The 25,414-nt window shown below is 69.7% G+C and carries 21 protein-coding genes; 11 read left to right on the top strand and 10 right to left on the bottom strand.

What is annotated here, in order from left to right; all coding sequences use genetic code 11:
- Positions 1-37: 37 nt before the first annotated feature.
- From RTY13_RS15980 to RTY13_RS15955, 6 genes are read left to right on the top strand one after another with little or no spacing between them, the layout of a single operon-like run.
- Positions 38-676, top strand: a complete 639-nt coding sequence (locus RTY13_RS15980) for a phosphoribosylanthranilate isomerase (RefSeq protein WP_312784935.1) — start codon at positions 38-40, stop codon at positions 674-676.
- Positions 677-708: 32 nt separating this feature from the next.
- The gene (gene trpB, locus RTY13_RS15975) at positions 709-1,923 is read left to right on the top strand and encodes a tryptophan synthase subunit beta (RefSeq protein WP_312784933.1); all 1,215 of its coding nucleotides are present in this window, start codon (positions 709-711) and stop codon (positions 1,921-1,923) included.
- 2 nt (positions 1,924-1,925) lie between these two features.
- Complete coding sequence (locus tag RTY13_RS15970; protein WP_312784932.1) at positions 1,926-2,414, top strand: hypothetical protein; 489 nt, start codon at positions 1,926-1,928, stop codon at positions 2,412-2,414.
- The gene (gene trpA / locus RTY13_RS15965) at positions 2,411-3,253 is read left to right on the top strand and encodes a tryptophan synthase subunit alpha (RefSeq protein WP_312784931.1); all 843 of its coding nucleotides are present in this window, start codon (positions 2,411-2,413) and stop codon (positions 3,251-3,253) included. The genes RTY13_RS15970 and trpA overlap by 4 nt, the downstream gene beginning before the upstream one ends.
- A gap of 10 nt (positions 3,254-3,263) precedes the next feature.
- Positions 3,264-4,154 carry an acetyl-CoA carboxylase carboxyltransferase subunit beta gene (locus RTY13_RS15960; protein ID WP_312784930.1) on the top strand — a complete coding sequence of 297 codons (891 nt, stop codon included), beginning with the start codon at positions 3,264-3,266 and terminating at the stop codon, positions 4,152-4,154.
- An 8-nt stretch (positions 4,155-4,162) separates the two neighbouring features.
- Positions 4,163-5,449, top strand: coding sequence for a folylpolyglutamate synthase/dihydrofolate synthase family protein (locus tag RTY13_RS15955; RefSeq protein ID WP_312784929.1), 1,287 nt, complete (start codon positions 4,163-4,165; stop codon positions 5,447-5,449).
- 62 nt (positions 5,450-5,511) lie between these two features.
- Here the strand turns inward: RTY13_RS15955 and trxA are convergent, their stop codons facing one another.
- The 7 genes from trxA to RTY13_RS15920 all read right to left on the bottom strand — a co-directional run bounded on the left by trxA (position 5,512) and on the right by RTY13_RS15920 (position 15,588).
- Positions 5,512-5,844, bottom strand: a complete 333-nt coding sequence (gene trxA / locus RTY13_RS15950) for a thioredoxin (protein ID WP_292085218.1) — start codon at positions 5,842-5,844, stop codon at positions 5,512-5,514.
- Between the two features lie 129 nt (positions 5,845-5,973).
- Entirely contained in the window at positions 5,974-9,423 is a 3,450-nt protein-coding gene (addA, locus tag RTY13_RS15945) for a double-strand break repair helicase AddA (RefSeq protein WP_312784926.1), read from the bottom strand.
- A complete protein-coding gene (gene addB / locus RTY13_RS15940; RefSeq protein WP_312784924.1) occupies positions 9,420-12,497 on the bottom strand; it encodes a double-strand break repair protein AddB in 3,078 nt (1,025 codons plus the stop codon). Before addB ends, addA begins: the two co-directional genes overlap by 4 nt.
- A gap of 2 nt (positions 12,498-12,499) precedes the next feature.
- The gene (gene murU, locus RTY13_RS15935) at positions 12,500-13,213 is read right to left on the bottom strand and encodes an N-acetylmuramate alpha-1-phosphate uridylyltransferase MurU (RefSeq protein WP_312784922.1); all 714 of its coding nucleotides are present in this window, start codon (positions 13,211-13,213) and stop codon (positions 12,500-12,502) included.
- Positions 13,210-14,298 carry an N-acetylmuramate/N-acetylglucosamine kinase AmgK gene (gene amgK, locus RTY13_RS15930; protein WP_312784920.1) on the bottom strand — a complete coding sequence of 363 codons (1,089 nt, stop codon included), beginning with the start codon at positions 14,296-14,298 and terminating at the stop codon, positions 13,210-13,212. Before amgK ends, murU begins: the two co-directional genes overlap by 4 nt.
- Positions 14,291-14,752: a tRNA (adenosine(37)-N6)-threonylcarbamoyltransferase complex ATPase subunit type 1 TsaE gene (tsaE, locus tag RTY13_RS15925; protein ID WP_312784918.1), complete on the bottom strand. Its 462-nt coding sequence runs from the start codon at positions 14,750-14,752 to the stop codon at positions 14,291-14,293. Before tsaE ends, amgK begins: the two co-directional genes overlap by 8 nt.
- Positions 14,749-15,588, bottom strand: a complete 840-nt coding sequence (locus tag RTY13_RS15920; protein ID WP_312784916.1) for a GNAT family N-acetyltransferase — start codon at positions 15,586-15,588, stop codon at positions 14,749-14,751. Before RTY13_RS15920 ends, tsaE begins: the two co-directional genes overlap by 4 nt.
- 140 nt (positions 15,589-15,728) lie before the next feature.
- Here RTY13_RS15920 and RTY13_RS15915 point away from each other — a divergent pair, with 140 nt between their 5' ends.
- Entirely contained in the window at positions 15,729-17,834 is a 2,106-nt protein-coding gene (locus tag RTY13_RS15915; RefSeq protein ID WP_312784914.1) for a S9 family peptidase, read from the top strand.
- Between the two features lie 71 nt (positions 17,835-17,905).
- Here RTY13_RS15915 and RTY13_RS15910 read toward each other — a convergent pair whose 3' ends face one another.
- Positions 17,906-18,238 carry a hypothetical protein gene (locus RTY13_RS15910; protein WP_312784912.1) on the bottom strand — a complete coding sequence of 111 codons (333 nt, stop codon included), beginning with the start codon at positions 18,236-18,238 and terminating at the stop codon, positions 17,906-17,908.
- A 203-nt stretch (positions 18,239-18,441) separates the two neighbouring features.
- Between RTY13_RS15910 and RTY13_RS15905 the strand changes: the two genes are divergently transcribed.
- The 3 genes from RTY13_RS15905 to RTY13_RS15895 all read left to right on the top strand — a co-directional run bounded on the left by RTY13_RS15905 (position 18,442) and on the right by RTY13_RS15895 (position 22,458).
- Complete coding sequence (locus RTY13_RS15905; RefSeq protein WP_312784910.1) at positions 18,442-20,610, top strand: TonB-dependent receptor; 2,169 nt, start codon at positions 18,442-18,444, stop codon at positions 20,608-20,610.
- The gene (locus tag RTY13_RS15900) at positions 20,610-21,698 is read left to right on the top strand and encodes a PepSY-associated TM helix domain-containing protein (RefSeq protein WP_312784908.1); all 1,089 of its coding nucleotides are present in this window, start codon (positions 20,610-20,612) and stop codon (positions 21,696-21,698) included. The genes RTY13_RS15905 and RTY13_RS15900 overlap by 1 nt, the downstream gene beginning before the upstream one ends.
- A gap of 70 nt (positions 21,699-21,768) precedes the next feature.
- The gene (locus RTY13_RS15895) at positions 21,769-22,458 is read left to right on the top strand and encodes an alpha/beta hydrolase (RefSeq protein ID WP_312784907.1); all 690 of its coding nucleotides are present in this window, start codon (positions 21,769-21,771) and stop codon (positions 22,456-22,458) included.
- Here RTY13_RS15895 and RTY13_RS15890 read toward each other — a convergent pair.
- Positions 22,455-22,982 carry an SRPBCC family protein gene (locus tag RTY13_RS15890; RefSeq protein WP_312784905.1) on the bottom strand — a complete coding sequence of 176 codons (528 nt, stop codon included), beginning with the start codon at positions 22,980-22,982 and terminating at the stop codon, positions 22,455-22,457. The two genes, RTY13_RS15895 and RTY13_RS15890, sit on opposite strands and share 4 nt — an antisense overlap.
- A 111-nt stretch (positions 22,983-23,093) precedes the next feature.
- Here RTY13_RS15890 and RTY13_RS15885 point away from each other — a divergent pair, with 111 nt between their 5' ends.
- Complete coding sequence (locus RTY13_RS15885; RefSeq protein ID WP_312784903.1) at positions 23,094-24,539, top strand: AMP nucleosidase; 1,446 nt, start codon at positions 23,094-23,096, stop codon at positions 24,537-24,539.
- 108 nt (positions 24,540-24,647) lie between these two features.
- Here RTY13_RS15885 and RTY13_RS15880 read toward each other — a convergent pair whose 3' ends face one another.
- A complete protein-coding gene (locus tag RTY13_RS15880; protein ID WP_312784901.1) occupies positions 24,648-25,394 on the bottom strand; it encodes a methyltransferase domain-containing protein in 747 nt (248 codons plus the stop codon).
- Positions 25,395-25,414 lie beyond the last annotated feature (20 nt).

Below are 25,414 nucleotides of genomic sequence, written 5' to 3'. Positions count from 1 at the left end.
GCTTGACCTCTCGCTCGGGGGCGCGCACCTCACCTTCATGACCCTCGCCAAGATCTGCGGACTGACGACGCCCGAGACGCTGGAGGCGGCGCTGCACGGCGGCGCGGCCTTTGTCGGGGCGGTGGTGTTCGAGAAGAGCCCGCGCCACATCCCGCCGCTGCACGCCGCCACCCTGTTCGACCGGGCGCGCAAGCGGGCCAAGATCGTCGCCGTTCTGGTCGATCCCGACGACGCCCTGCTGACCGAGGTGGGGCTGATCCTGCGGCCGGACCTGATTCAGCTTCATGGGCACGAGACGCCGCAGCGCGCGGCCGAGGTGCGGCGGCTGACCGGGGCGGGCATCATCAAGGCCCTGCCGATCCGCAGCGAGGCCGACTTTGCGTCCGTGCCGGATTGGGCCGACGTGGCCGACCATCTGCTGTTCGACGCCAAGCCGCCCGAGGGTGCGAACCTGCCGGGCGGGGTAGGGGCCTCGTTCGACTGGTCGCTGATGCAGAACCGGACGCTTCCGGCAAACTGGTTCCTCGCAGGCGGGCTGGATCCGCAAAATGTCACCGAGGCGGTGCGGATTTCGGGGGCGCCGCTGGTCGATGTCTCCTCTGGTGTCGAAAGCGAACCCGGTGTTAAGGACCCTGACCGCATCCGCGCCTTCCTTGAGGCCGTATCCCGGTCCTGATTTCGTCGCCTTCCCGCGAAAGACTGCCGCTCGTGAACGCTATCCTTCCCAATTCCTACGCCTGGCCTGACGCTGAAGGCCGCTTCGGTCCCTATGGCGGCCGCTTCGTGCCTGAAACCTTGATGCCGCTGATTCACGAGCTGAACGCGGCCTATGAGGCGGCCAAGGCCGACCCGAGCTTCCAGGCCGAGCTGGACGGCTTCCTGACCCACTATGTCGGTCGCGAGAGCCCGCTCTATTTCGCCGAGCGACTGACCGATCATTTCGGCGGGGCCAAGATCTGGCTGAAGCGCGAGGACCTGAATCACACGGGCGCGCACAAGATCAACAACTGCATGGGCCAGATCCTGCTGGCGCGGCGCATGGGCAAGACGCGGATCATCGCCGAGACCGGCGCCGGTCAGCACGGCGTGGCCTCGGCCACCGTCTGCGCCCGCTTCGGCCTGCCCTGCACCGTCTATATGGGCGCGGTGGACGTCGAGCGTCAGCAGCCTAACGTCTTCCGCATGAAGCTGCTGGGGGCCGAGGTCGCGGCGGTGACGGCGGGGGCGGCGACGCTGAAGGACGCCATGAACGAGGCGATGCGTGACTGGGTCACCAACGTCGAGGACACCTATTACATCATCGGCACGGCGGCGGGCCCGGCCCCCTATCCGGCCATGGTGCGCGACTTCCAGTCGGTGATCGGCAAGGAGATCAAGCGTCAGTCGCTGGCCCAGATCGGGCGCCTGCCCGACGCCGTGGTCGCCTGCATCGGCGGCGGCTCCAACGCCATCGGCGCCATGCACCCCTTCATCGAGGACGAGGGCGTGCGCCTGATCGGCGTCGAGGCGGCGGGCCATGGTCTGGACACCCCCGAACACGCCGCCAGCCTGAAGGGCGGCCGCCCCGGCGTGCTGCACGGCAACCGCACCTATCTGTTGCAGGACGCCGACGGGCAGATTCTGGAAGGCCACTCCATCTCGGCCGGGCTCGACTATCCGGGCATCGGGCCGGAGCACGCCTGGCTGAATGATCTGGGGCGCGGCGAATACCTGTCGGCCACCGACGACGAGGCGCTGGAAGCCTTCCAGCTGCTGTCGAAACTGGAAGGCATCATCCCGGCCCTGGAGCCCTCCCACGCCCTCGCCCGCATCGGCGAAGTGGCGAAGGAAGTCGGCAAGGGCGGCGACGTCGTCCTGGTTCTGTCGGGCCGGGGCGACAAGGATATTTTCACGGTGGCCAAACACCTGGGCGTGGAGCTTTGAGCATGAAGACCCTTCTGATCGCGGCCCTGGTCGCCGCCGTTTCGCCGACCCTGACGATGGCCAAGACCCAGGCGGCGCCCGCCGCGCCGGCTCCGGTTCAGGCGGCAGCCCCCGGACCGCAAGGCGTGCCCGCGGCCGACACCCCGCTTCTGGGGGTCGCCAAGGCCGCGCCGGACTGCGGCAACCTGCACGGCCTGAACGGTCGCGCCTTCTGCGTCACCGCGCCCCTGGCTGGCGTCGGCGCCCTGGCCGAAACCTATATCGCTCATTTCGAGAGCCAGGGCTGGTTGGCGGCCGGCGGCGACGACAACCGCGTGGTCCTGATCAAGCGCAAGGAAGGCGGCGTCTGCGACGGCCTGCAGATGGTGGCCTTCTATGACACCTCGGGGCCTGCCGCACCGGAAACGCCGGGCTATCTCGGTTTCGCCACCATTCCCGGCAATGTCTGCGCCGGTCAGCAGGCTCCGGCCGCTGGAGTGACACCTCAGTGACGACGGCTCGCATCGACGCCCGCTTCGCCGCGCTGAAGGCCGAGGGCCGGGCCGGCTTTATTCCCTATGTCATGACCGGCGATCCCAGCCGGGCTGAGGCGCTGGAGATCCTGCGCGGCCTGCCCGCCGCCGGGGCCGATCTGATCGAACTGGGTCTGGCCTTTTCCGACCCCATGGCCGAGGGGCCGCCGATCCAGCGCGCCGCCCTGCGTGGTCTGGCGGCGGGGATGACCCTGCGCGGCACGCTGGATCTGGTGGCCGACTTCCGGGGGGGCGACGACGCCACCCCGGTCATCCTGATGGGCTATCTGAACCCGGTCGAGAGCTACGGCTACGACGCCTTCGCGCGCGACGCCGCCGCTGCCGGGGTGGATGGCCTGATCGTGGTCGACTGCCCGCCGGAAGAGGCCGGACCCCTGGCCGCCGCGCTGGACGCGCAGTCGGTGTCGCTGATCCGTCTGGCTACGCCGACCTCGGACGACGACCGGCTGAAGGTCATCGCCCAGGGCACCTCGGGCTTTGTCTACTACGTCTCGGTCGCGGGCGTGACGGGGGTGAAGGAGGCGCAGGCCGCGTCGGTCGCCCCGGCGGTCGAGCGCGTGCGCAAGGCCGCGAACCTGCCAGTCGCTGTCGGCTTCGGCGTCAAGACGCCGGAACGTGCCGCCGAGATCGCCCGCGTGGCCGATGCGGTGGTGGCCGGCTCGGTCTTCGTTGATGAAGTGGCGGCGGCTCTGGCGGCGAACGAACCGGCCGTCCCCCGCGTTCTGGCCAAGGTGAAGGCCCTGGCCGATGCGGTGAAAACCGCCAGAACTAGTGCTTCCGTCGCGGAAACCGTCTAAAGGCGCGCTCATGGTCGACAAGAATCCTGAGAACAAGCCGCGCGGCGGCTGGCTGTCCCGCTTCGCTCCGGGCGTGCGCAAGATCGTCAGCCGGCGCGACACGCCCGACAATCTGTGGGTCAAGGACCCGGACAGCGGCGAGATGCTGTTCCGCACGGACCTGGAGGCGGCCCTGTGGGTCACGCCGTCGGGCCGTCACATGCGGATTAATGCCCCGACGCGCCTGAAGGCCACCTTCGACGACGGCGTGTTCGAGAGCATCGACACTCCGGACGTGCCGGAAGACCCGCTGAAGTTCTCGGACGGCAAGCCCTATCGCGATCGCCTGAACGCGGCGCGCAAGGCCGCGGGCCGCAAGGACACCATGGCGATCGGCTTCGGCAAGATCGACGGCGTGGCCGCGGTCGTCATCGTCCAGGACTTCACCTTCATGGGCGGGTCGCTGGGCATGGCGGCGGGCGAGGCCTTTGTCGCCGCCGCCCGTGAAGCCGTGAAGCGCGGCGTACCCTTCGTCTGCTTCACCGCCGCCGGCGGCGCGCGGATGCAGGAAGGCGCGCTCAGCCTGATGCAGATGGCCCGCACCACCCTCGCCGTGCAGGAAGTGAAGGCGGCGCAGTTGCCTTATATCGTGGTCCTGACCGACCCGACCACGGGGGGCGTGACCGCCTCCTACGCCATGCTGGGCGACGTTCACCTGGCCGAGCCGGGCGCCCTGATCGGCTTCGCCGGTCCGCGCGTGATCGAGACCACCATTCGCGAGAAACTGCCGCCGGGCTTCCAGCGCGCCGAGTATCTGCAGGGCAAGGGCATGGTCGACAAGGTCGTGGCGCGCGGCGATCTGCCGACGACCCTGGGCCAGATCATGTCCATGCTGATGGGCGGCAAGCGCAAGGCGGCCTAAGGGCGTCTATGGACCCGATCTCGGAACGCCTGCGCGCCCGCCATCCCCAGCGCATCGACCTGTCGCTGGACCGGATGCGGGCCCTGTGCGCGGCGCTGGGAAATCCGCAGGATCGTCTGCCGCCGGTGGTCCATGTCGCCGGGACTAACGGCAAGGGTTCGACGGTTTCCCTGATCCGCGCCATCGCCGAGGCGGCGGGCCTGCGGGTTCACGCCTACACCTCGCCGCATCTGGTGCGATTCAACGAGCGCATCCGTCTGGCCGGGACGCTGATCAGCGACGACTATCTCAACGACGTGCTGGATCGTATTGAAGCCGCCATGGCCGAGACCGGGGGCGAGGCCACCGTGTTCGAAAGCACGACCGCCGCCGCCTTCCTGGCCATGAGCGAGACCCCCGCTGACCTGGCCATCATCGAGGTGGGTCTGGGCGGATCGCTGGACGCCACCAACGTCATCGACCGACCGCTGCTCAGCGTCATAACCCCCGTCGATCTGGACCACGCCGAGTTCCTGGGCGACAGGATCGATGGCGTCGCCGCCGAGAAGGCGGGCATCCTCAAGGCCGGGGCGCGCGGCGTCATCGCCCGTCAGTCCGAGGCCGTCATGGCCGTGATCGAGCGGCGCGCGACCGAGGTCCATTCGCCCCTGACCGTCATGGGTGTGGATTTCGACGCCTGGGCCGAGCGGGGCGGGCTGGTCTATCAGGATCAGGAGCGCTTCCTCGACCTGCCGGCCCCGGCGCTCAGCGGCCCGCACCAGTTCGACAACGCCGGCGTGGCCGTGGCCGCCGCTCTGGAACTGGATCTGCCTGAAGCCGCCATCGCCGAGGGGCTGAAGTCCGTGCGCTGGCCCGCGCGAATGCAGCGTCTGACGGCGGGCCCCTATGCCGAGAAGGCGCAAGGCTTCGACGCCGAGCTGTGGCTGGACGGCGGGCATAATCCTCATGCTGGGCGGGCCCTGGCCCGGACCCTGGCCGAGCGTCAGGCGCGGGCGCCGCGCCCCCTGGCTCTGATCGTCGCCATGCTGGCCAACAAGGACGCAGGCGGCTTCTTCGAGGCGCTGAAAGGCATCGAGGCCCAGGTCTTCACCGTGGCCTTCGACGGCGCCGCCGCCGATCCGGCGGCCCTGGCCGCCGTGGCGCAGGGGCGCGGTTTCGGCACCATGCCGACCGGATCAGTGGACGAAGCGATCGATCGCGCCCTGGCTCTGGGCGCCGGCCGCATCGTCATCTGCGGCTCGCTCTATCTGGCGGGCGAGGTGCTGGGCGCCAGCCCCGAGTCCTGGCCCCTTTAGGCGCATGAAAAAGGCGGCGGGCCTTTCGACGCCGCCGCCTGATCTTCATCGTCTGAGCCGTTTTAGTCGGCCTTGACGCCGGCCTCGGCCAGCCATTCGACGATCTTGCCCTTGGGCATGGCGCCGACCTTCATCGAGGCCAGCTGGCCGTCCTTGAACAGCATCAGGGTCGGGATGCCCTTCACGCCCATCTTGGACGGGGTCATGGGGCTGTCGTCGATGTTGACCTTGGCGATCGTCACCTGACCGGCCAGCTCGTCGGCGATCTGCTCCAGCGCCGGGCCGATCTGTTTGCAGGGGCCGCACCACTCGGCCCAGAAGTCCACCAGGACGGGGGTCGAGGATTTCAGGACGTCGGCGTCGAAGCTTTCGTCGGTGACTTTCACGGTCGCCATGAATGGCTCTCCTTTAGGGGTGCTATCGCTCGGCCCGCGGGGCGGGGCCTCGCTGCTTGAGCACCAAATAAGTGGCGCGCTGAGTGCGCTCAGCGTTCCCGGCAGATGTGGGAGCGATTCCCCCACAAATCAACGCGCATTTGAAAGGGCGGCGTCCATCAGGCTCTGCGGCACCGCCATCAGCTTGGGTCCGTCGGTCCAGACCAGGGCCGCCTCGACCGTACGGTCGGGGTAGAGGCGCTTCAGCACCGCCGTGTAGATCGCCATCTGCAGGACATAGGCCGGGTCGGCGTCCTCGACATGGTCCGGGGCCGGACGGTTGGACTTGAAGTCCACCACCAGCACCCGTTCGGGCGTGACCACCAGCCGGTCGATGCGGCCCGAGATGGAGACTCCAGCGGGCAGGTCGGGCGAGGAGCCGGTCAGGGCGACCTCGGCGCGGGAGCCCTCGCCGAAGACGGGCGCGAAGCGGGCGTCGTCCAGAACGGCGAAGGCGGCGCCGATCATCTCGGTGCGCTGGTCGTCCGACAGGTCGCGCTCGCGCGCCAGCATCCGCACGGCGGCGTCGGGGCGGTCGGCGGCGGCGATGTCGGGCAGGCGCTCCAGCAGGCGGTGGATCAGGTCGCCGCGGCGGAAGCGGCCCAGCCCTGCGCCGGGACCTTCGCCGCGCGCCAGCGGGGAAGGGGCGGGGATGCGCTTCTGCTCCTGCATCTGCGACGGCGAGGCGAAGCGGGCGGCGGCGTCGCGGGCGGGGATGTTGCGGGTCCAGTCGGGAGCCGCGGGGCGGGCCTCGGTCGCGGCGGCCACGGGGGGCAGGACGTCCAGATCGACGCCGTAGCGGCGGACATTGTTGTCCAGCGTCCGCACCTCGTCGCCGAGGCGGTCGAAGGTCTCTTCGATGACCGACCACCAGTCGCCGGCTTCTGGAGCCTTCTTGGAGCCTCGGCCCATGACGATGACCCGGTCGCGGGCGCGGGTCAGGGCGACGTAGAGCAGGCGTAGGGACTCGTCGCTGACCCTCGCCTCGCGCGCGTCGCGGGCCGCTTTCGAGGCGGCGCAGTCATCGCCCTTGGCGCCGGGGCACATCAGCCAGGCCTCGCCGTCGCCCATGCCGATGGCGTCCAGCGCGACCGGCATCAGGCTCGGCCCCTGCGCCTTCGCCTTCATGGTGGTGTCGGGCAGGATGACGACGGGCGCCTCCAGCCCCTTGGCGCCGTGGACGGTCATGACGCGAACCTCGCCGCGCGGACCTTCCAGCTCGCGCTTCACCTCGACGTCGGCGGCTTCCAGCAGGGCGAGGCAGGTCTCCAGATCGACCCCGCCGCGGTTCTCGGCGGCCAGAACCTGATTGAGCGTCTCATCGATGGCTTCCTCGGCCTCGCGGCCCAGCCGCGTCAGCACGCGCGCGCGGCCCGAGACCCCGGTGTCGTCCACGCGATTCAGCAGGGTCGAGAAGAAGGCGAAGGGATCGCCGTCGCGCGCGGCGCGGGCGCCCAGGCACAGGTCCAGCGCGCGGCGCCATTCGGGGCGTTCGCCGGCGCGGGTCTTCAGTTCGCGCCACAGGCCCTGACGTTTCTCGCGCCCGGCCAGATCATAGAGCGAGGTCTCGTCCACGTCGCAGAAGGGGCTGCGCAGCACCTCGGCCAGCGACAGGTCGTCACCGGGGAATAGGGCGAAGCGGGCCAGGGCCTTCAGGTCGTCGAAGACGATGTGGCTGGAAAGCTTCAGACGGTCGGCCCCGGCGACGGGCACGCCCGCGCTCTTCAGGGCGCGGATGATCTCTTCAAACGTTGCGTCGCGGCGGCGCACCAGGATGAGGAAGTCGCCATAGCCGCTGGCGCGCGGCTGGCGGGTGTTGCGGTCATAGACCGTGGCCCCGGTCTCGACCTGACGCTTGAGCTCCTGGGCCAGGGCGGCGGCCATGCGCTTGCGGGCGCCGGCGACGCTCTCCTGATCGACCGGGTCGTCCCAGGCGTCGCGTTCGGGCGGGGCCTCGTCCATGAACAGGGGCCACAGGTCGACGCTGCCGCGCTGGCCGAGGCGGGCGGGCAGGTGGCGGGGGATGTCGCCCGCCTCGCCCACCAGGGCGCGGGTGCGTTCGGGATCATGGAAGGCATGATCGACGAAGGCGAGGACGTCCTCGGTCGAGCGATAGGAGGTCTCCAGCGGCACGCCCTCGAAGGCCGAGCCGGAGGCCCGGATCAGGGCGTCATAGATCTGGGCTTCCTGACGCAGGCGTTCGGGGCGGGCACCCTGGAAGGAGTAGATCGACTGCTTCTCGTCGCCGACGGCGAAGACGGTGCGGTCGGTCGCCTCGGTCGAGAAGAACTCGCCGGTCAGGGCGCGCATGATGGCCCATTGCTCGGGCGCCGTGTCCTGGGCCTCGTCGATCAGGACGTGGTCGATACCGCCGTCCAGCTTGTACAGCACCCAGGCGGCGGTCGAGCGTTGGGTCAGCAGGTCGACGGTCTTGGCCACCAGATCGGAGAAGTCCAGCGCCCCGCGCTCGGCCTTGGCCGCTTCGTAGAAGGCGGCGTGAGCCACGGCCAGGGTCAGCAGTTTGACCGTGTCGGCGGCGACCTTGGCGGCGCGCACCACGTCCAGCGTGGCCAGATACTTGTCCTGAAGATCGGTCAGCCAGCCGCCCGCGTCGGGCGGGGCCTGTTTGGTGGCCATCGACTTGCGCGGCGAGCCTGAGCCGGTGAGGAAGACGACGCCGAGGCCGTGAAAGCTCCACTCATGATCCAGCGCGTGGATCAGTTCGGCGGCGCGGTCCTTGTCGGTCTTGCCGCCGGTCGCCATCAGCTCGGCCATGCGGCGGACCTCGCCCCGGTCCAGCCAGCGGATGAAGTCGGCCTCGATGTCGTCGGGCGTCTGTTCGGGATCGGCGCCGGTCAGGGCGTGCGGGCCGGGGGCCGCGCCGTCGCCGACGCGGGCGACATAGTCGGTCAGGTCGGCGCGTCGGGCCTCGATCATGGCCAGCAGGCTCTCGAAGCGGCCCCAGTCCAGCTCGACGGCGAAATGGCTGTAGGCCTGACCGACCGGACCGTCCGGGTCCTTCAGCGCGGCGCGGGCCAGCTCCTCGCGCGCGGCGTGGCTGAGGGCGATGGCGGCTTCGTTCTCCAGCACGGTGAAGCGGGGCGAGACGCCGGCTTCAATGGGGAAGCGGCGCAGCAGCTTTTCGCAGAAGGCGTGGATGGTCTGGATCTTCAGCCCGCCCGGCGTCTCCAGCGCGCGGGCGAACAGGCGGCGCGCCTCGGACAGACGGGCCGGGTTGAGGCCGGCGGGATCGCTGGCGTCCAGTTTGGCCAGTTCGGCGGACAGGGCGGCGTCGTCCATGACCGCCCACCTGCCCAGGGTCTCGAACAGGCGGGCCTGCATCTCGGCGGCGGCGGCCTTGGTGTAGGTGACGCAGAGGATGGCCGAGGCCCCGGCCCCGCCCAACAGCAGACGGGCCACGCGGCTGACCAGGGTGGTGGTCTTGCCCGAGCCGGCGTTGGCGGTGACGAAGACCGACAGGGCCGGGTCGGCGGCGCGGATCTGCGGGTCAGGGCGCATCTGCGGAGTGGCGATGTTCATTCGCTGTCGCCTTCCTCGCCGCCGACCACGTGCCATTCCCAGACGCGGGCCAGATGGTCGTAGTTGCCGCCGTAGTTGCCCATGAACTGGGGCGCGGCCCAGGAGACATAGGGGGTGTCGGGATGGTCGAAGCGGGCGACCCGCTTCTTCAGTCCCTCCAGCGCGGCCTCGCCCAGCGCCGCCGCTTCGGGACCGGAGGCGCGCATCGCGACCTCGCCCGCCTTCTTGCGGCCGACGACGCGGACATAGGTCAGTTCGTCGGCAGGCACGGGTCCGTTTGTGTCCTTAAAGCCGCCGTCAGCGAGGATGGCGGCGGTCAGGGTCAACTGGGGTGCGAAGCCCGCCTTGATCTGCTTGCCCGAGGGGGCACCGCCGGTCTTGAAGTCCATGATGGCGGCACCGCTGGCCCCGACCTCGATGCGGTCGGCGTAGGCCTTCATGGTGAAGGGACCGGCGGGGGCGTCGAAGGTCATGGTGCCCTGCTGCTCGATCAGCAGATTGACGCCGCGCGCCCGGCGCTCGGCCTCAAACCCGGCCAGCCAGCGGGCGCAGTTGCGCGCCAGCGGCGTCTCGCGGGCCATGGCGGCTTCTTCGAAACCGTGGGCGGTCAACTCCTCGATCAGCAGTTCCTCGATCTGGGCTTCGCAGTCGTCGGGCAGGACGTGGGGCCACATCAGGGTCATGCGCTCGATGGCCTTGTGCACGGCGTTGCCGCGCGCCATCGCCTCGGCTGAGGCGCCGGGGCGGTCCATGATGTTCAGGCCCAGCACCCATTGGGCGTAGATGGCGTAGGGGTCGCGCACCCAGCGCTCGATGCGGGTGACATAGAGGCTGCGCGGGCGGCGCTCGACCGGCGGGCGCGGCATGGGGCGCGGCGCGAAACGGGCGGCGCCAGGCGGCGGGGCGTCGAGCGCCCGGGTCCAGTCGGCCAGACCCTCGGGCGCTGCGATGGCGACCGGGGTGGCCGGGGCGTCGGCGCCGCGCGTCAGCATCTCCATGCGCCACAGCCAGCGCGAGCGCACGGCGGGCTGGCCGCCGCGTCGCTCGCAGTGGATCAGGATAGCCTCGTCGGCGCAGGCGGCCTGGACGAAATCCTGCGCCGTCTGGCCCAGACGCCGCTCGGGCGTGGGCAGGCCGAGGGCCTTCCTCATCGGGCGTGACAGGAAGGGATCGACCGGGGCGGGGCGAGGCCAGCCGCCTTCCTCCAGTCCGGCCAGGATCATGCGGTCGGCGCGCGTCAGGCGGGCCTCGATGGCCCCCAGAATCCGCAGACGCGGGTGGGTGGCGCCGCCGGTGCGGACCGTCTCCTCGCCCAGCAGACCGGCCACCAGGGCGGCGAAGTCGGCGCGGGTGACGGCGCCCAGCGAACCGCCGCCGTCGATCAGGGCGGACAGCAGAGAGGCGGCGGCCTCGCCGTCGGGACCGGCCCAGGCGTTCTGACCCGCAAGCGCCTCCATCAGGCTGGTCAGGGCGCGGGCGGCGGCGTCGGGGGCGGCGGTCGGCGAGAAGATCGCGAGGGCCTCTGCGGCGAGCGTCTCCAGCCGCGCGGCCAGGGCGCGGGCGCCGGACAGGCGGGCGGCCTTCCACTCGGGCAGGGGCTGGCCGCCGCGACCGGGCTCGGCGGCCTTCAGCAGACGTTTCTGCACCTCGGCCCAGTCGCGCGGACGCGGGCCGCGCAGGGCGTGTTCCTCCAGCGCCGAGGCGGCGTCGGGCAGGCTGGCGCCGTCGAGCTCGAGCCGGGTCAGCGGGTGCTTGATCAGCCCAAGCAGGGTCTGGGGCTTGAGCGGCGTCTCGATGAAGCGGGCGGCGAGGTCGACCAGAACTCCGGCGCTCATCCGCGACAGGGGGGCGCCGGTCGAGGCATCGGGGATGATGCCCCAGCGCGCCAGCCGCGCTTCGACGCGACGCGACAGGTCCAGGTCTGGGGTGACGAGGGCGCAGGTTTCGCCGGGTCGTTCCAGCGTCTCGCGCATCAGCAGGGCGATGGCGGTCGCGGCCTCTTCCTCGGCGCGGACGGAGAGGGCGGACAGGCCCTTCAGGCCCTCGTTGATGGGGTCGGCGGCCTGGCCGGCCTCGGCGGCGTCGGCGCGCAGGCGGGCGATCTCGGCGCGCCAGTCGTCGGTGGCCTCGGCCGGGCGCAGGGCTTCGTTGATCAGGCGCTGGCGGGCCAGACCGCGCGCCTCGATGCGGGGTTCGACGGCGGGCTTGAACCAGGGGCGGACCTGATCGCGCGAGACCTTGGCGCGCTCCAGAAGGGCCTTCAGCGCGGCTTGGGGGTGCTGGTCGTCGATGCGGTCCCAGACGCCGTCGGCCAGATCGAGATCGAGGCCGGGCAGGACGACCACGCCCTGGGGGCTGCGGGCCACGGCGGCCAGGACGTCGGCGGCGGCGGGGACGGTGCCGGTGGAGCCGGCGGCGATCACCGGCTGCTGCGGCGGGCGCGCGTCCCAGGCCTCGGCTAGACGGCGCAGCAGCGCAGCGCGGCGCCAGGCGGGATCGACCAGACCGAGGGCCTCCAGCCGCTTGGGCCAAGCCTCGACGGCGAGGCCGAGGAAGCGGGCGCTGTCCTGCCAGTGGGCGGCCAGGTCCTGTTCGGCCAAGCCGGCGATACGCGACAGGTCGGGGACTTCCTCCAACTGGCAGGAATCGAGGAAGCCACCCAGAGCATCGGCCATTTCCAGCGCGCGCAGGGGCTTCATCCCCGGCTCGAACTCCTCGGCGATCATCCGCGCCATCTCGAAGCGGCGCGTCAGGGCGGGAATGGCGGGCGGCAGGTCCAGACCCAGTTCGCCAGGGGCGAAGGGCGGCTCGTCCTCCTCCAGATCGCCGAGCGGGCGGACCTGGGGCAGCAGGACGGGGCGGTCGCCGGCCAGCTTGCCGAGCGCCGAGGAGAAGGCGCGGGCGGCGCGGCGGTTGGGCAGCAGTATGGTCGCGTCGGTCAGGGTCTCGGGCGTCTGATCGCCCAGCCAGTCCAGCACCCCCGCCGCGAGGTCTTCGAGGAAGGGCCGCCACGCCGGCACGGCGCGCCAGCGCGGCCCGGTTCCTGCGAACGGATCGAAGCGGCCCCTCGACATGGTCAGCCCTCGTCTTTCAGCCGCGCTTCGGCCGCGTCGCGGGCCTGCGGGTCGCCGACGTGCATCCAGTCGCCGTCCAGCACGCAGCCGAACAGGCGGCCTTCGGCGGCCGAGGCGCGCCACAGAGGGCTGAGCGAGAAGGGACCGTCGGGGCCGGCGTCGGCGTAGCCGGGCCGGGTGATGTGGACGCCCATGTAGGCGTAAGGCGCATGGGGGGCCTCGCCCCGGAAGGTCAGGGTGCCGTCGTCGGACAGGAAGAAGTCACCGCCGCCCTCGAAGCCGATGGCGCCCTCACGTCGGGCCAGCAGCAGGGCGGCGTCCATGCGTTCGGGATCCCACAGGCGGATCAGGTCGCCCAGAGCATCGCCCCGGTCGATCCAGACGCTGTCGATATTGGCCACGAAGACGGGATCGTCGCCGAGCAAGGGACGGGCCTTCTTCAGACCGCCACCGGTTTCCAGCAGTTCGGTGCGTTCGTCAGAAATGGTGATGGCGGGGCGGGTGCGCGTGGACAGATGGCTCTCCAGCCGGTCGGCGAACCAGTGGACGTTGACCACGGCCTCGGTCACTCCCGCCTCGGCCAGCCGGTCGAGAACGTGGTCGATCAGGGCGCGGCCGCCGACCTCCACGAGGGCCTTGGGCCGGTCGTTAGTCAGGGGCCGCATCCGCGTGCCGAGCCCGGCGGCGAGGACCATGGCGGTCTTGGGAGCGGTCATCGACGGAGATCCTCCGGCACGTGGCGGTTCATCCAGCCGGCGACAGCCTCGAGGCCCGGGGCCTTCAGGTTGGCGTTCAGGTGGGCCCACATGCGGGGCATGAAGGCGGCGTACTTGGGCTTGGCGTCGCGGGCGATCAGGCGGGCGAAGACGCCGAGGATGCGCGCCTCGTTCAGCGCCGCCAGACCATTGTAGGCCGCCATGAAGGCCTGGCGGTCGGTCTCGGGCCGCAGGGCGAAATAGTGGTCGAGCGCCAGGGCTTCCAACTCGGGCGAGACGTCGCGACGGGCGTCCTGCAACAGGGAGTGGAGGTCCCATGACGGGTGGGCCTTCACCGCGTCCTGGAAGTCGATCAGGCCGACCGAGGCGGCGCCGGTCTTGCCGTCCAGCCGGATCAGGTTCTCGGCGTGATAGTCGCGGTGGGCCATGACGGATGCGCCCGCCTCCCCCGCCGCCGTGATCGGGGCCCAGACGGCGCGCCATTCGGCGACGGCGTCATCGCTGAAGGCCAGCGACGGGATCAGTTTAGGCAGCCATTCGACGAACAGGTCGGCCCCGCCCTGCAGCGCCGTCTGGTCGTAGGTCAGCAGGGGCCAGTCGCCCGCCGTTCCCGTCAGGACCTCGGGCGTCGGGGCGATGTGCAGGACGGCAAGGACCTCGACAGCGGCGCGATATAGGGGGGCTTCCTCGGCGCCTTCAGCGATCACGTTGGCGAACAGGGCGTCGCCGAAGTCCTCGATCACGGCCAGCCCCTTGGGGGCGTCGACGGCGACGATCTCGGGCGCCGACAGGCCCAGCGACTTCAGGTGGGCGGCGACGGCGGCGAAGGCCTCGATGCGGCCGGCGGACAGGCGAGCGACGGCGTTCCAGCCGTGGGCGTGCCGCTGCTCCGGCGTCCACGACGGATCGCAGGGCTGGCTCTCAGCGGCGGGGGCTTGATCCATCAGCATCAGCGAAGCGCCGGTCGGTGTGGTCAGGCGCTCGTAGCGGCGCGTCGAGGCGTCGCCGGGCAGGGGCGCGCGGGCGGCCTCGGCCAGACCGGCCGAGCGCAGAAAATCGAGACGGAGGGCTTCGCGGTCAGACATGAACTTCCTTCAGTTTCGCTTCCCACGCCCCTGCGCCAATAACGGTCGCACGGCGGCCCTCGCCGTCTTCGGCGATGGTGATGACCAATCGGTCGGGGCCGAGCATATGGCCGGGGTCCTCTCCCAACCGTTCGGGCCATTCGATCAGGGCGCAACCCTCGTCCAGGGCCTCGTCCAGTCCAATCTCGAAGGCCTCTTCGGGACGGCTGAGGCGATAGAGGTCGAAATGGGCGATGGGCGGGTCGCTTTCGTAGAACTGCACCAGGGTGAAGGTGGGGCTGGGCACGTCCTCGTCGGGCGAGGTCAGGGCGCGGATCAGGCCGCGCGCCAGGGTCGACTTGCCCATGCCGAGCGGGCCGTAGAGCAGGACGGATTCGCCGGGTTCCAGCAGGGGGGCGATGGCCTGACCCAGACGGGTGGTGGCGTCGGCGTCGGAAAGTACGAAGGTCGTCATGCGAACACCGCGTCGGGATCGGCGGCCAGGGTGCGCTCGACGAAGCTCTTCAGCGCCTCGGTGGCGCGGGCGGCGTCCACGTCCAGTCGCGCGGAGGGAATGGGCAGGCCGACGCTGAGGTCGAACTCCCGCCCCTGTTTGTTCAGCAGTTCGTGGAAAAGGGTGATGTCGCGCAGTTCCTGCGAGAAGCGGTCGAACAGGTGGAACAGGCGGCTGGTCGGCCCAGCGACGTGGATGGGGACCACGGGGGCTTCGTATTTGCGCGCCAGAGACGCTGCCGTCGTGGCCCATTCGGGATCGGTCAGGCGGCCGTGCTCGTCGACCCTGGCCAGCCGTCCAGCGGGGAACATGACGACGCAGCGCTCGGCCTCGAAGGCGTCCTTGGCGGACTGCAGCGTGGCGCGGGTCTTCTCACGGGTGCGCTTGGCCGTGACCCACTCGACCGGGACCACGGTTTCCGCCAGGCGCGGCGAGACGCGCAACGCATCGGCGTTGGCGAAATAGATCAGGTCGTCGCGCACGGTCCTCAGGGCGTCGTGCACGGCCAGGCCGTCGGCGATGCCGGTCGGGTGGTTGCAGATGACCAGGCAGCGCCCCGTCGCGGGCAGGCGGTTCAGGTTCTGCGTCTCGACCGTCAGCTTCAGCAGGTCGGAGACGTAATCGAGCGCCTGTCGTCCGCCCATAGGGCCGATGGCGTCGGCCATGCGCCGGGCCTTGGCGTAGTCCAGCAGACCGTAGAGGGCCGGGCGCACGACCGGCCAGGCGGGGGAGCGCGTCAGGCGCGGCGCGCGCTCGGCGATCAGCACGTCGACGATATGGGGCGAGGCGGGACTCATGACCCTGCTTGTCGCCGCTCCGGGCGATGGCGGCAAGCGGTCGTGACCATCGCCGCGAACCGGATCGCGGGTTTGACGTCGTCGCCGCCGGTGCTACGCCTGCCGCCAAGAATTTCGCGAAGCCGAGAGGATCATCGCTCATGCGTCATCTGCCCCATCTCCTGAGCGGCCTCAGCGCCGTCGCCCTGCTGACGGCCTCGGCCCTGCCGGCCCTGGCCGAGGCGCCCGTGCCCGCCGCCGCGACCGCCCCGGCTGCGTCGAACGCCTTCACCTATCAGGACATGATCTCGGCCAACCGACTGGGCGATCCCCAGGTGTCGCCGGACGGCGAGTGGGTGGTCTATGCCCTGACGCAGACCGATGTTGCGGCCAACCGCCGCTCCAGCGCCCTCTACATCCTGAGCCTGAAGGGCGCGGGCGAGGCGCAGAAGCTGGCCATTTCCGAAAGCGGCGCCAACACGGCCCGCTGGGGCGCCGACGGCAAGCTCTATTTCCTGTCGGGCCGTTCGGGTTCGAGCCAGGTCTGGGTCTCGGCCGACAGGGGCGCGACGGCGACCCAGGTCACCAGCCTGCCGACCGACGTCAACGCCTATCGCGTCAACGCCGCCGGCGACGCCGTGGCCATGTCCCTGGCCGTCTATCCCGAAGCCGCAGACCTGAACGCCTCGGTCGAGCGCGCCAAGGCCGCCGCAGAGGTCAAGTCGACGGGCCAGGTCTATGATCGCATGTTCGTGCGCCACTGGGATACGTGGAGCGACCACACCCAGAACCACCTCTTCGTCCAGACCATCGGCGCGGACGGCAAGGCGGGCGGCGATCCGGTCTGGGTGACCAAGGGCTTTGACGGCGACACCCCCTCCAAACCCTTCGGCGACGAGAGCGAGTTCGTCTTCGCCCCCGACGGCCGTTCGCTGGTCTTCTCGGCGCGCGAAGCGGGCAAGAGCGAGCCGTGGAGCACGGACTTCGACCTCTACAGCGTCGCCGTCTCGGCGCCGGGGCAGCTGACCAACCTGACCGAGGCCAACCCGGCCTGGGACACCGGCCCGGTCTTCTCGCCGGACGGCCAGACCCTGGCCTATCGCGCCATGGCCCGTCCGGGCTTCGAGGCGGACAAGTATTCGATCTTCCTGCGGGACGTGGCCACCGGCCAGACGCGCCAGATCGCGGCCAACTGGGACCGCTCGGCCGACGGCCTGCAGTGGTCGGCGGACGGCAAGACCCTTTACACCACGGCCGGCGACGTCGGTCAGACTCGCCTGTTCGCCATCGACACGCGCAATGGCTCGGTCATGCCGCTGACGGGCGAAGGCCATGTCGGCGCCTTCCAACAGACGCCCTCGGGCTTCGTTATGGCGGTCGACACCCTGACCTCGCCCGCCGACCTCTATTTCAAGACCTGGCGCGGTCGCGAGATGCCGCGTCGCCTGACCAATGTGAACCCTCAGCTGGCGAACAAGGCCTTTGGTCAGTTCGAACAGTTCAGCTTCCCCGGCTGGAACGACGAGACGGTGTATGGCTTCGTCATCAAGCCGGCCAACTATGTCGAGGGTCAGAAATACCCGGTCGCCTTCCTGATCCACGGCGGTCCGCAGGGCTCGTTCGGCAATAGCTGGTCCTATCGCTGGAACCCCGAGACCTATGCCGGCGCGGGCTATGCGGTGGTGATGATCGATTTCCACGGCTCGACCGGCTACGGTCAGGAATTCACCGACGCCATCAGCCAGCACTGGGGCGACCGCCCGCTGGAGGACCTGCAAAAGGGCTGGGCCGCGGCTCAGGCCAAGTACAGCTTCCTTGACGGCAATAACGCCTGTGCGCTCGGCGCCTCCTACGGCGGCTATATGATCAACTGGATCGCCGGCAACTGGTCGGATGCCTTCAAGTGCCTGGTCAACCATGACGGCGTCTTCGACACCTTCGGCATGGGCTACTCCACCGAGGAACTGTGGTTCACCGAGTGGGAATACGGCGGCACGCCGTGGGAAAACCCTGAGGGCTATCAGAAGTTCAACCCGGCCAACCACGTCCAGAACTGGAAGACGCCGATGCTGGTGGTCCAGGGCGACCTCGACTACCGCATCCCGACGGCCCAGGGCCTGTCGACCTTCACCGCCCTGCAACGGCGCGGCATCGACAGCCGCCTGGTCTTCTTCCCCAACGAGAACCACTGGGTGCTGAAGCCGGCCAACAGCCTGCAATGGCACAACGAGGTGTTCGGCTGGCTGGACAAGTATCTGGCCAAGTAGGCCGATCATCCGACCATGAAGAAGGGCGCGGCCAGCGATGGCCGCGCCCTTTGTCGTTCTGGAAGATGCCCTTAGTGGGCGGCGTAGGCCTGGGTCAGTTGGACGTAACGGCTGTGCTCGCGCTCCGTCATGCAGCGCGGCGTGGTCCAGGTCTGGCCGGCGGTCTTGGCCGCGGCGGCTTCGCGCGCAGTCAGGAAGACCGGCTCGGCGCCGTACTGACGGGTGAAGGCGCTGCGCGTCGCGGCGTCGCTCTCGCAGATCAGCACCACGCGTTGCGGCTGCACGGTCGAGACGCGCGTCGGCTGCGGCCTTTGGTCCTGCGGACTCTGCTCGGGGCTCTGAGCCAGAACGGGCGCGGCTCCAGCGAGCAGCAGGGTCGAGACGGCGACGGCGATCAGGCGCATGCGGTATCCTCCCTTGGCCGGAATTCGCTCCGGACTCAGAGCGAATTATGCGCTCAATTTTTTCAATGTAAATATTTTACGACAAATTGGTGAGTGAAGTGTGACGAACAGGGCGTTCCCACGCCTCCAGCCGGGCGGAATTGTATTGCAAGTCGCTCGCAATTGCATTTAAGCGCGGGGCCTTCTTCTGGAGTCTCCCCCTCATGCCCTTCGCCTCGCCCGTCTTGTCGCTGCGCCGATCGTCCGGCCTTGTCGCTGTTTCGGCCCTGCTGGCCGGGACCGCATTCGCCTCGACCGCCGCCGCCCAGACGACGCGACAGGAGCCCGAGGTCAGCACTGTGGCGGAGGTGGTCGTGACGGCGGCGCGCACGATCCTGCCGCCCAGCGCCCTGCCGATGACGGTGGACGTGATTGATCGCAAGACCCTGTCGGAACAGGTGGCCATCAGCGGCTCGGTGATTGACGCGGTCGCGACCCTGTCGCCGTCCTTCTCGCCGACGCGGCAGAAGCTGACCGGCTCGGGCGAGAGCCTGCGCGGCCGCTCGCCGCTGTTCGCCATCAACGGCATCCCGCAGTCGACCCCGATCCGGGACGGCTCGCGCGACGGCTATACGATCGACCCCTTCTTCGTGGACCGGGTCGAACTGATCTACGGCTCCAACGCCCTGCAGGGCATCGGCGCCACCGGCGGCGTGGTCAATCAGGTGACGGTCGGCGCGCCGACCGAGGACGGCCTGACCGGGCGGATGCTGGCCCAGCTATCCAGCTCGGGCGGGCCGGAAGGCGACGGGATCGGGGCCAAGCTGGGCGGTCTGGCCGCCTATCGCCAGGGCGACTTCGACGGGGTCTTCGGCGTGGCCTATGACCAGCGCGGAGCCTTCTATGACGCCAACGGCCGCCGCGTCGGCGTCGACAACACCCAGGGCGAGGTGCAGGATTCCAAGGCCCTGTCCTTCTTCGGCCGCTTCGGCTGGGATCTGACGGACACGGTGCGCCTGGACCTGCTGGCCAATCGTTTCGAGCTGAAGGGCGACGGGGACTATGTCCGTGTCCCTGGCGATCGCACCATCGGCCGTCCGGCCAGCAGCGAGCGCGGCCAGATCGAGGGCGAGCCCGCCGGAAACAGGGTCGAGACGGTTTCGGCCTCGCTGACCGACAGTGATCTGTGGGGCGGCGACTTCAGCGCCCAGGTCTTCTTCAACCGCACGCGCGACACCTTCGGCGGCGACCGTTCCGCCACCATGCAGGACGCCAGCATCGCCCCGATCGGGACCCTGTTCGACCAGTCGTCGAACCGCTCGCGCAAGCTGGGCGCGCGCGCCAGCTATGAGCGCGCCGTGCCCGGCGTGCCGGGCCTGACCGCCACCCTCGGCCTGGACACTCTGAAGGACCGCACCGAACAGCTTCTGATCGCCACCAACCGCGCCTGGGTGCCGCCGACCGAGTTCCAGAGCGTCGCCCCCTTCGTTCAGGCCAACATGCGTCTGTTCGACGGCAAGGTTCGTCTGGCCGGCGGGGTGCGTCAGGAAAACGTTGAACTGTCGGTCGACGACTTCACCACCCTGGCCTCCTACGGCTCGCGCCGGGTGACGGGTGGCAAGCCCAAGTTCGAGGCGACCCTGGTCAACGGCGGCGTGGTCTATGAGCCGATGGACGGCGTGCGCGCCTACGCCAGCTACGCCGAAGGCTACACCGTGCCGGACGTCGGCCGTATCCTGCGCTCGATCAATGTGGACGGCGTCCAGGTCGACAGCTTCCTCGACATCAGCCCGGTGGTCTCGGACAATCAGGAGATCGGCCTGGAGGTGAAGCGCGGACCGTTCGAGGCCGGAGCGACCTATTTCTGGTCCTCGTCGGACCTGGGGCAGTTCCTCGTTCGCAACCCTGACGGCGTCTATGACGTCCAGCGTCAGGCGGTCGAGATCGAGGGGCTGGAGCTGAACCTGCGCGCCCGCACCCCGATCGAGGGGCTGACGGTCTCGACCGGCTATGCGCGCCTGCGCGGCCAGACCGACACCAATGACGACGGGCGGGTGGACCAGGATCTGGACGGGGCCAACATTTCGCCGGACCGGATCAATGCGGCGGCCGTCTACGCCAACGGCCCGCTGTCGGCGCGTCTGCAGGTCCAGGCCTATCTGGCGCGGGATTTCGAAGGCGGCGACGTGCGCAACAACTTCGAAGGCTACACCGTGGCCGACGCCTATCTGCGCTACGACTTCTCGTTCGGGGGCGTGTCGCTGGCGGTGCAGAACCTCTTCAACGAGGACTATGTGACCTATAGCTCCGACACCAGCAATCCGGCCGACAACCTGCGCTACTTCGCCGGTCGGGGCCGTTCCTTCACCCTCGGGTGGGACCGTCGCTTCTGATGCGTCTGGTTCGACTGGCGCATCGCTGGACCGGGGGGCTGATCGGCCTGCTGCTGTTCGTCCTGGGGCTGACCGGAACCGTTCTGGTGTTCAAGGACGACTGGCTGCGCGCCGTCGTGCCCCACGCGACCGAGGCGCGGGTTTCGGACCCCCGGCTGATCGGGGCCGCGCTGGACCAGGCCTTTTCGGCGTCCGACCGGCCACGTTCCGTCATCCTTGCGGACGACCGTCTGGGCATTCATCGCCTGAACTATGAGGACAAGGCGCGCGGGGCCTATGCGACCCAGTCGGGCCAGATCGTGGCGCGCTGGGACAGCCTGTGGGCGCGGCCCGAACTGTGGCTGTTCGACCTGCACCACTATCTGCTGATCGGCGATGTCGGAAAGACCATCGCCGGGATCGCGGGCCTGGCCGGTCTGGGCTTTGTCATCACCGGGGTGATCCTGTGGTGGCCGACGCGCCGGACCTTCGTCTTCGCGGTCCTGCCGAAGACCTGGAAGCGGGCCGGGATCGTCAAGCACCACCGCGACCTGGGGGTGTGGAGCGCGCCGGTGCTGGCGGTGGTCCTGACGACGGGCGCCATCCTGGCCCTGCCGCTCTACGAGGGCCTGGCCGTGGCCCTGTCGCCGGGCAAGGACCTGAAGGCGATCATGGCCGCGCCCAAGCATGAGGGCGGCGCCCTGTCGCCCGACCTGGACTGGTCCGCCATGATGAGCGAGGCGCAAGGCCGCTTCCCCGACGCCGCGCCGCGCATCATCTCCCTGCCGACCAAGCCCGGCGGCCTTATCAGCCTGCGGATGCAGCGGGCGGCGGAATGGCTTCCCAACGGCCGGACCCAGGTCTGGTTCGACCCGGCGGACGGCCGCATCGTGGGCGCGCGCGACGCCCTGACCCTGCCTCTGGGACTACGGGTGGCCAACGCCCAGTATCCGATCCATGCGGCCAAGGTCGGCGGCCTGACCTATCGCCTGGTGGTCGCCGCCTCGGGCGTGGCCCTGACTCTGCTGGGCTCATTGGCCGTCTTCACCTTCTGGGGCAATCCGAGTGGATTGCCGAAACGGCGACGGCCGGCGGCGCGCAAGACCTGAAGACGAAGCGGGGCGGTTGAGCGGTGCGCGGTCTGTGGCGATAAGAGGCTTCCTCAGTCGTCGGAGCGCCATGACCCGTCGCGGTCTTTTCCTCTCCCTGCTCGGCGGTCTCATGGCCGCGCCGCTCGACAGCGCATGGGCGGCTGCGCGCGTCGGCTCGAGGCTGGGCTATGGCCCCGATCCGCGTCAGACGGTCGAGATATACGCTCTTCAGGGCGCGACCGGGCGGCCGTTGCTGATGCTGTTCGATGACGGGCGCGGCGAGGGGCGTCGGACCGCGCGGCGGCTGGCGCGACGCGGCTTCGTCGCCGCCCTGGCGGACATGCGGACGATGCGCGGTTCGGAGGCTCTGGTGATCGCGGACGCCGCCTTGGCGACCGCCTGGGTCGCGGAACGGGCGGCGGGGTTCGGCGGCGACCCGGCGCGGTTGGGCGTGCTGGGCCTGGGAGCGAGCGCCAACGCCGCCCTGATGCTCGCCCTGGATCGGCGCTATATGGCTGCGCAGGGGCGTCCCGATCTGATCCGGGCGGCGGGCGCGCTGGAGCGGTCGCCGACGACGAAGCGCGACCTGACCGCCACGCAGCCCGAGGCCTATGTCCGGGCCGACGCCGCGCCGCTCTGGCTGGGCGGCCGGGATCAGGCCGCGACCACGTTGGCGTCCCGGATTGAGGCCGTCGGTCGAGTCCAGAGCCTGGTCGAGTCCCGCGAGGCGAGACTGACACGGGCCGCGATAGCCTTCTTCAGTCGCGAACTGGTCTAGTCGGCGGTCTCGACGCGCGTTTTCAGATTGGCCAGTTGCGCCGACAGGACGCCGTCGACTGGCGTGGCCCAGTTCTCCAGACCGCCGGGCGTATATCCGCCCACGATGTATGACCAGGTCAGGACGCTGCCCCTACCTTCAGCCTTGAGGTCGAAGGTCAGACCGCCGCTTGCGCCCTGGCCCTGAAGCGGACCCAAGCCGCCGCGCAGGACCAGTTTCGATCCCGGTTCGACCAGGGCCGTCTCCAGATGGCGCGAGACGCGGCCGTCGACCGCCGTTTCGCACCAGCAGCCGCCGGGAGCGAGGTCGAGCGACAGGGTCGAGTTCCTGAACCAGCGGTGGTCGCGGCTCCACCAGTCGTCAGGGGCTGTCAGGACGGCCCAGACCCGTGCGGGCGGGGCCTCGATAGCGACCGCGCCTCCGACTTGGAACCCGCCGGGCGTCGCCGATTTGACCTCGGCCAAGGCGGGCGTGGCGGCTAGGGCCGACAGGGTGGCGGCGGCGCAGATCAGGCGTCTCATCATGGGCGTGTCCTCCTGACGACAGCGGAACGCCAACCGCCGCTTCCGGTCAACAGTCGTGTCCTTGTGTTTCCCCCGTCTCGCCATGGTCACGGTTTTCCGCTAGAGGAAGTCATGACAGACAAGATGACCCCCCAGGCGGCGCTGGACCGCCTCGAAACCCTCTACAATCAATCCGTCGCCAATCTGCGCAATGCAGTGAAGCGCTTCCTCGAGACCGACGAGCGCGCCGATCCCGAAGCCCGGGCCGCGGGCCTGTTCGCCTATCCGCGGCTGACCGTCAGCTGGTTCGGCGACCGCCCTCACGATCTGGAAATGCGGGCCTTCGCCCGCCTGTCGCGGCCCGGCGTCTATACGACCACCGTCACCCGCCCTGACCTCTACCGCGACTACCTGCTGGAGCAGCTGACCCTGCTGACGACCGAGTTCGGCGTCACCATCACGGTCGAGCCGTCGGATCAGGAAATCCCCTTCCCCTATGTGCTGGACGGCTCGGGCGTGGCGCTGGACAGCACCATGACGGCGGCCATCGCCCGCTGGTTCCCGACCACGGACCTGGCCCATATCGGCGACGAGATCTCGGACGGCCTGTTCGCGCCGGGCGAGGACTTCCCCCTGGCCCAGTTCGACGGCCTGCGCACCGACTTCTCTCTGGCCCGCCTGCGTCACTACACCGGCACCCCGGTCGAGGACGTGCAGTCCTATGTCCTGTTCACCAACTATCACCGCTACGTCGATGAGTTCGTGCGCTGGGCCTGCGCCCAGCTGGCCGATCCGACCAGCGTCTATCAGACCCTGTCGTGCGCCGGCGGCGTGGTCATCGACCGCGAGACCCCCGACCCGGAACGCGCCATCATGGACGCGGCCTGGCGCCGCCACCAGATGCCCGCCTACCACCTGACGCGGGCCGACGGTCAGGGTATCACCCTGGTCAACATCGGGGTCGGACCGTCGAACGCCAAGACCATCTGCGACCACCTGGCCGTCACGCGGCCGCACGCCTGGATGATGATCGGTCACTGCGGCGGTCTGCGCGCCAGCCAGACCATCGGCGATTATGTCCTGGCCCACGCCTATCTGCGCGACGACCATGTGCTGGACGCAGTCCTGCCCGCCGACATCCCTGTGCCGAACATCGCCGAGGTGCAGCGCGCCCTCTATGATGCGACCAAGCTGGTCTCGGGCGCACCGGGCGAAGAGGTCAAGAAACGCCTGCGCACCGGCACCGTCGTCACCACCGACGACCGCAACTGGGAGTTGCGCTATTCCAAGTCGGCCCTGCGCTTCAACCAGAGCCGCGCCGTCGCTATCGACATGGAATCGGCCACCATCGCCGCCCAGGGTTATCGCTTCCGCGTGCCCTACGGGACCCTGCTTTGCGTTTCGGACAAGCCGCTGCACGGCGAGATCAAGCTGCCGGGTCAGGCCAACCGCTTCTATGAAGGCTCGATCTCGGAGCACCTGCAGATCGGCATCCAGGCCGTGGATCTGCTGCGGGCCGAGGGCGCCAGGCTGCACTCGCGCAAGCTGCGCGCCTTCGACGAGCCGCCTTTCCGGTAAGAAGAAGGGCGCTAACGCGCGCGACGCGGTCGCGCGCTGCTTGAGCGCATTTCAGGACTAGATGAAAAGGGCGTCCGGGCATCCTCGGGCGCCCTTTTCCGTTGGGCGTCAGCCCTTTCGGAACAGGTAGTGGGCGAAGCCGATATAGGGCGCGCCGAAGTCGAACATCATCTTGATTCGCGCGGCGGTCGCGGCGACCGTTGGCGCGTCGGGGTGGTCGGGGCAGGTGTCCAGCCAGTCGGCGATCGCCGTCTCCATGCCGGTGCGATAGGCGGCCCATTCGGCCTCGCCGCTGATTTCAGCGGAGACGACCTCCAGCCCCGCCTCGCGGGCGGCGGCCTGCCAGGCGTCGTGGCTGACGTAGTAGCCGCCGGTCTCGACCAGTTGGCGCAGGGGCGCAGGCGGTTCGTCCTTCCAGAACAGGTCGCCCCAGAGAAGCGAGCCGCCCGGCGTCAGGTGCCGGCTCAGGGCGGCGAAGACGGCGGCAGGCTCGCGCACGCCCTTGCCCGCCGGTTCGGTCGAGCCGATGGCGACGATCAGATCGAACGGGGGCAGGGCGGCCAGCGCCGCCGCCGAGGTCTCGCGTCGCACGGCGATCCCCTCTGACAGGCCCGCCGCCTGGATCCTCGCCTCTGCGCCCTCGGCCATGACCGGGTCCAGTTCGACCGCCGTGACCTGCGCGTCGAAGGCTCGCGCCAGATGGATCGACACCTCGCCATAGGCGCAACCGATGTCCATGACCGCCGCGCCGGGGGGCAGGCCCGCCTTTCGCACGGTCGCCTCCAGTCGATCGATCGACAGGGCGTTGCAGATGGTCAGGGGCTGATAGGCGATGTGATGAAAGGCGACGCGCATGGCCAAGGCCTAGAATGTGT

Origin of the sequence: Brevundimonas sp., from assembly GCF_032055285.1 — a bacterium.
Lineage (GTDB): Bacteria > Pseudomonadota > Alphaproteobacteria > Caulobacterales > Caulobacteraceae > Brevundimonas.
The sequence above is the reverse complement of the archived record's forward strand: the minus strand, read 5'-3'. Positions and strand labels throughout refer to the sequence as shown.

What these genes read in the sequence shown, in the direction of transcription:
- RTY13_RS15980 (WP_312784935.1), top strand. Translation starts at nt 38, where the DNA reads ATGACCCTCGCCAAGATCTGCGGACTGACGACGCCCGAGACGCTGGAG.
- RTY13_RS15970 (WP_312784932.1), top strand. Translation starts at nt 1,926, where the DNA reads ATGAAGACCCTTCTGATCGCGGCCCTGGTCGCCGCCGTTTCGCCGACC.
- RTY13_RS15960 (WP_312784930.1), top strand. Translation starts at nt 3,264, where the DNA reads ATGGTCGACAAGAATCCTGAGAACAAGCCGCGCGGCGGCTGGCTGTCC.
- RTY13_RS15955 (WP_312784929.1), top strand. Translation starts at nt 4,163, where the DNA reads ATGGACCCGATCTCGGAACGCCTGCGCGCCCGCCATCCCCAGCGCATC.
- trxA (WP_292085218.1), bottom strand. Translation starts at nt 5,844, where the DNA reads ATGGCGACCGTGAAAGTCACCGACGAAAGCTTCGACGCCGACGTCCTG.
- addA (WP_312784926.1), bottom strand. Translation starts at nt 9,423, where the DNA reads ATGAACATCGCCACTCCGCAGATGCGCCCTGACCCGCAGATCCGCGCC.
- addB (WP_312784924.1), bottom strand. Translation starts at nt 12,497, where the DNA reads ATGTCGAGGGGCCGCTTCGATCCGTTCGCAGGAACCGGGCCGCGCTGG.
- murU (WP_312784922.1), bottom strand. Translation starts at nt 13,213, where the DNA reads ATGACCGCTCCCAAGACCGCCATGGTCCTCGCCGCCGGGCTCGGCACG.
- amgK (WP_312784920.1), bottom strand. Translation starts at nt 14,298, where the DNA reads ATGTCTGACCGCGAAGCCCTCCGTCTCGATTTTCTGCGCTCGGCCGGT.
- tsaE (WP_312784918.1), bottom strand. Translation starts at nt 14,752, where the DNA reads ATGACGACCTTCGTACTTTCCGACGCCGACGCCACCACCCGTCTGGGT.
- RTY13_RS15920 (WP_312784916.1), bottom strand. Translation starts at nt 15,588, where the DNA reads ATGAGTCCCGCCTCGCCCCATATCGTCGACGTGCTGATCGCCGAGCGC.
- RTY13_RS15915 (WP_312784914.1), top strand. Translation starts at nt 15,729, where the DNA reads ATGCGTCATCTGCCCCATCTCCTGAGCGGCCTCAGCGCCGTCGCCCTG.
- RTY13_RS15910 (WP_312784912.1), bottom strand. Translation starts at nt 18,238, where the DNA reads ATGCGCCTGATCGCCGTCGCCGTCTCGACCCTGCTGCTCGCTGGAGCC.
- RTY13_RS15905 (WP_312784910.1), top strand. Translation starts at nt 18,442, where the DNA reads ATGCCCTTCGCCTCGCCCGTCTTGTCGCTGCGCCGATCGTCCGGCCTT.
- RTY13_RS15900 (WP_312784908.1), top strand. Translation starts at nt 20,610, where the DNA reads ATGCGTCTGGTTCGACTGGCGCATCGCTGGACCGGGGGGCTGATCGGC.
- RTY13_RS15895 (WP_312784907.1), top strand. Translation starts at nt 21,769, where the DNA reads ATGACCCGTCGCGGTCTTTTCCTCTCCCTGCTCGGCGGTCTCATGGCC.
- RTY13_RS15890 (WP_312784905.1), bottom strand. Translation starts at nt 22,982, where the DNA reads ATGATGAGACGCCTGATCTGCGCCGCCGCCACCCTGTCGGCCCTAGCC.
- RTY13_RS15885 (WP_312784903.1), top strand. Translation starts at nt 23,094, where the DNA reads ATGACAGACAAGATGACCCCCCAGGCGGCGCTGGACCGCCTCGAAACC.
- RTY13_RS15880 (WP_312784901.1), bottom strand. Translation starts at nt 25,394, where the DNA reads ATGCGCGTCGCCTTTCATCACATCGCCTATCAGCCCCTGACCATCTGC.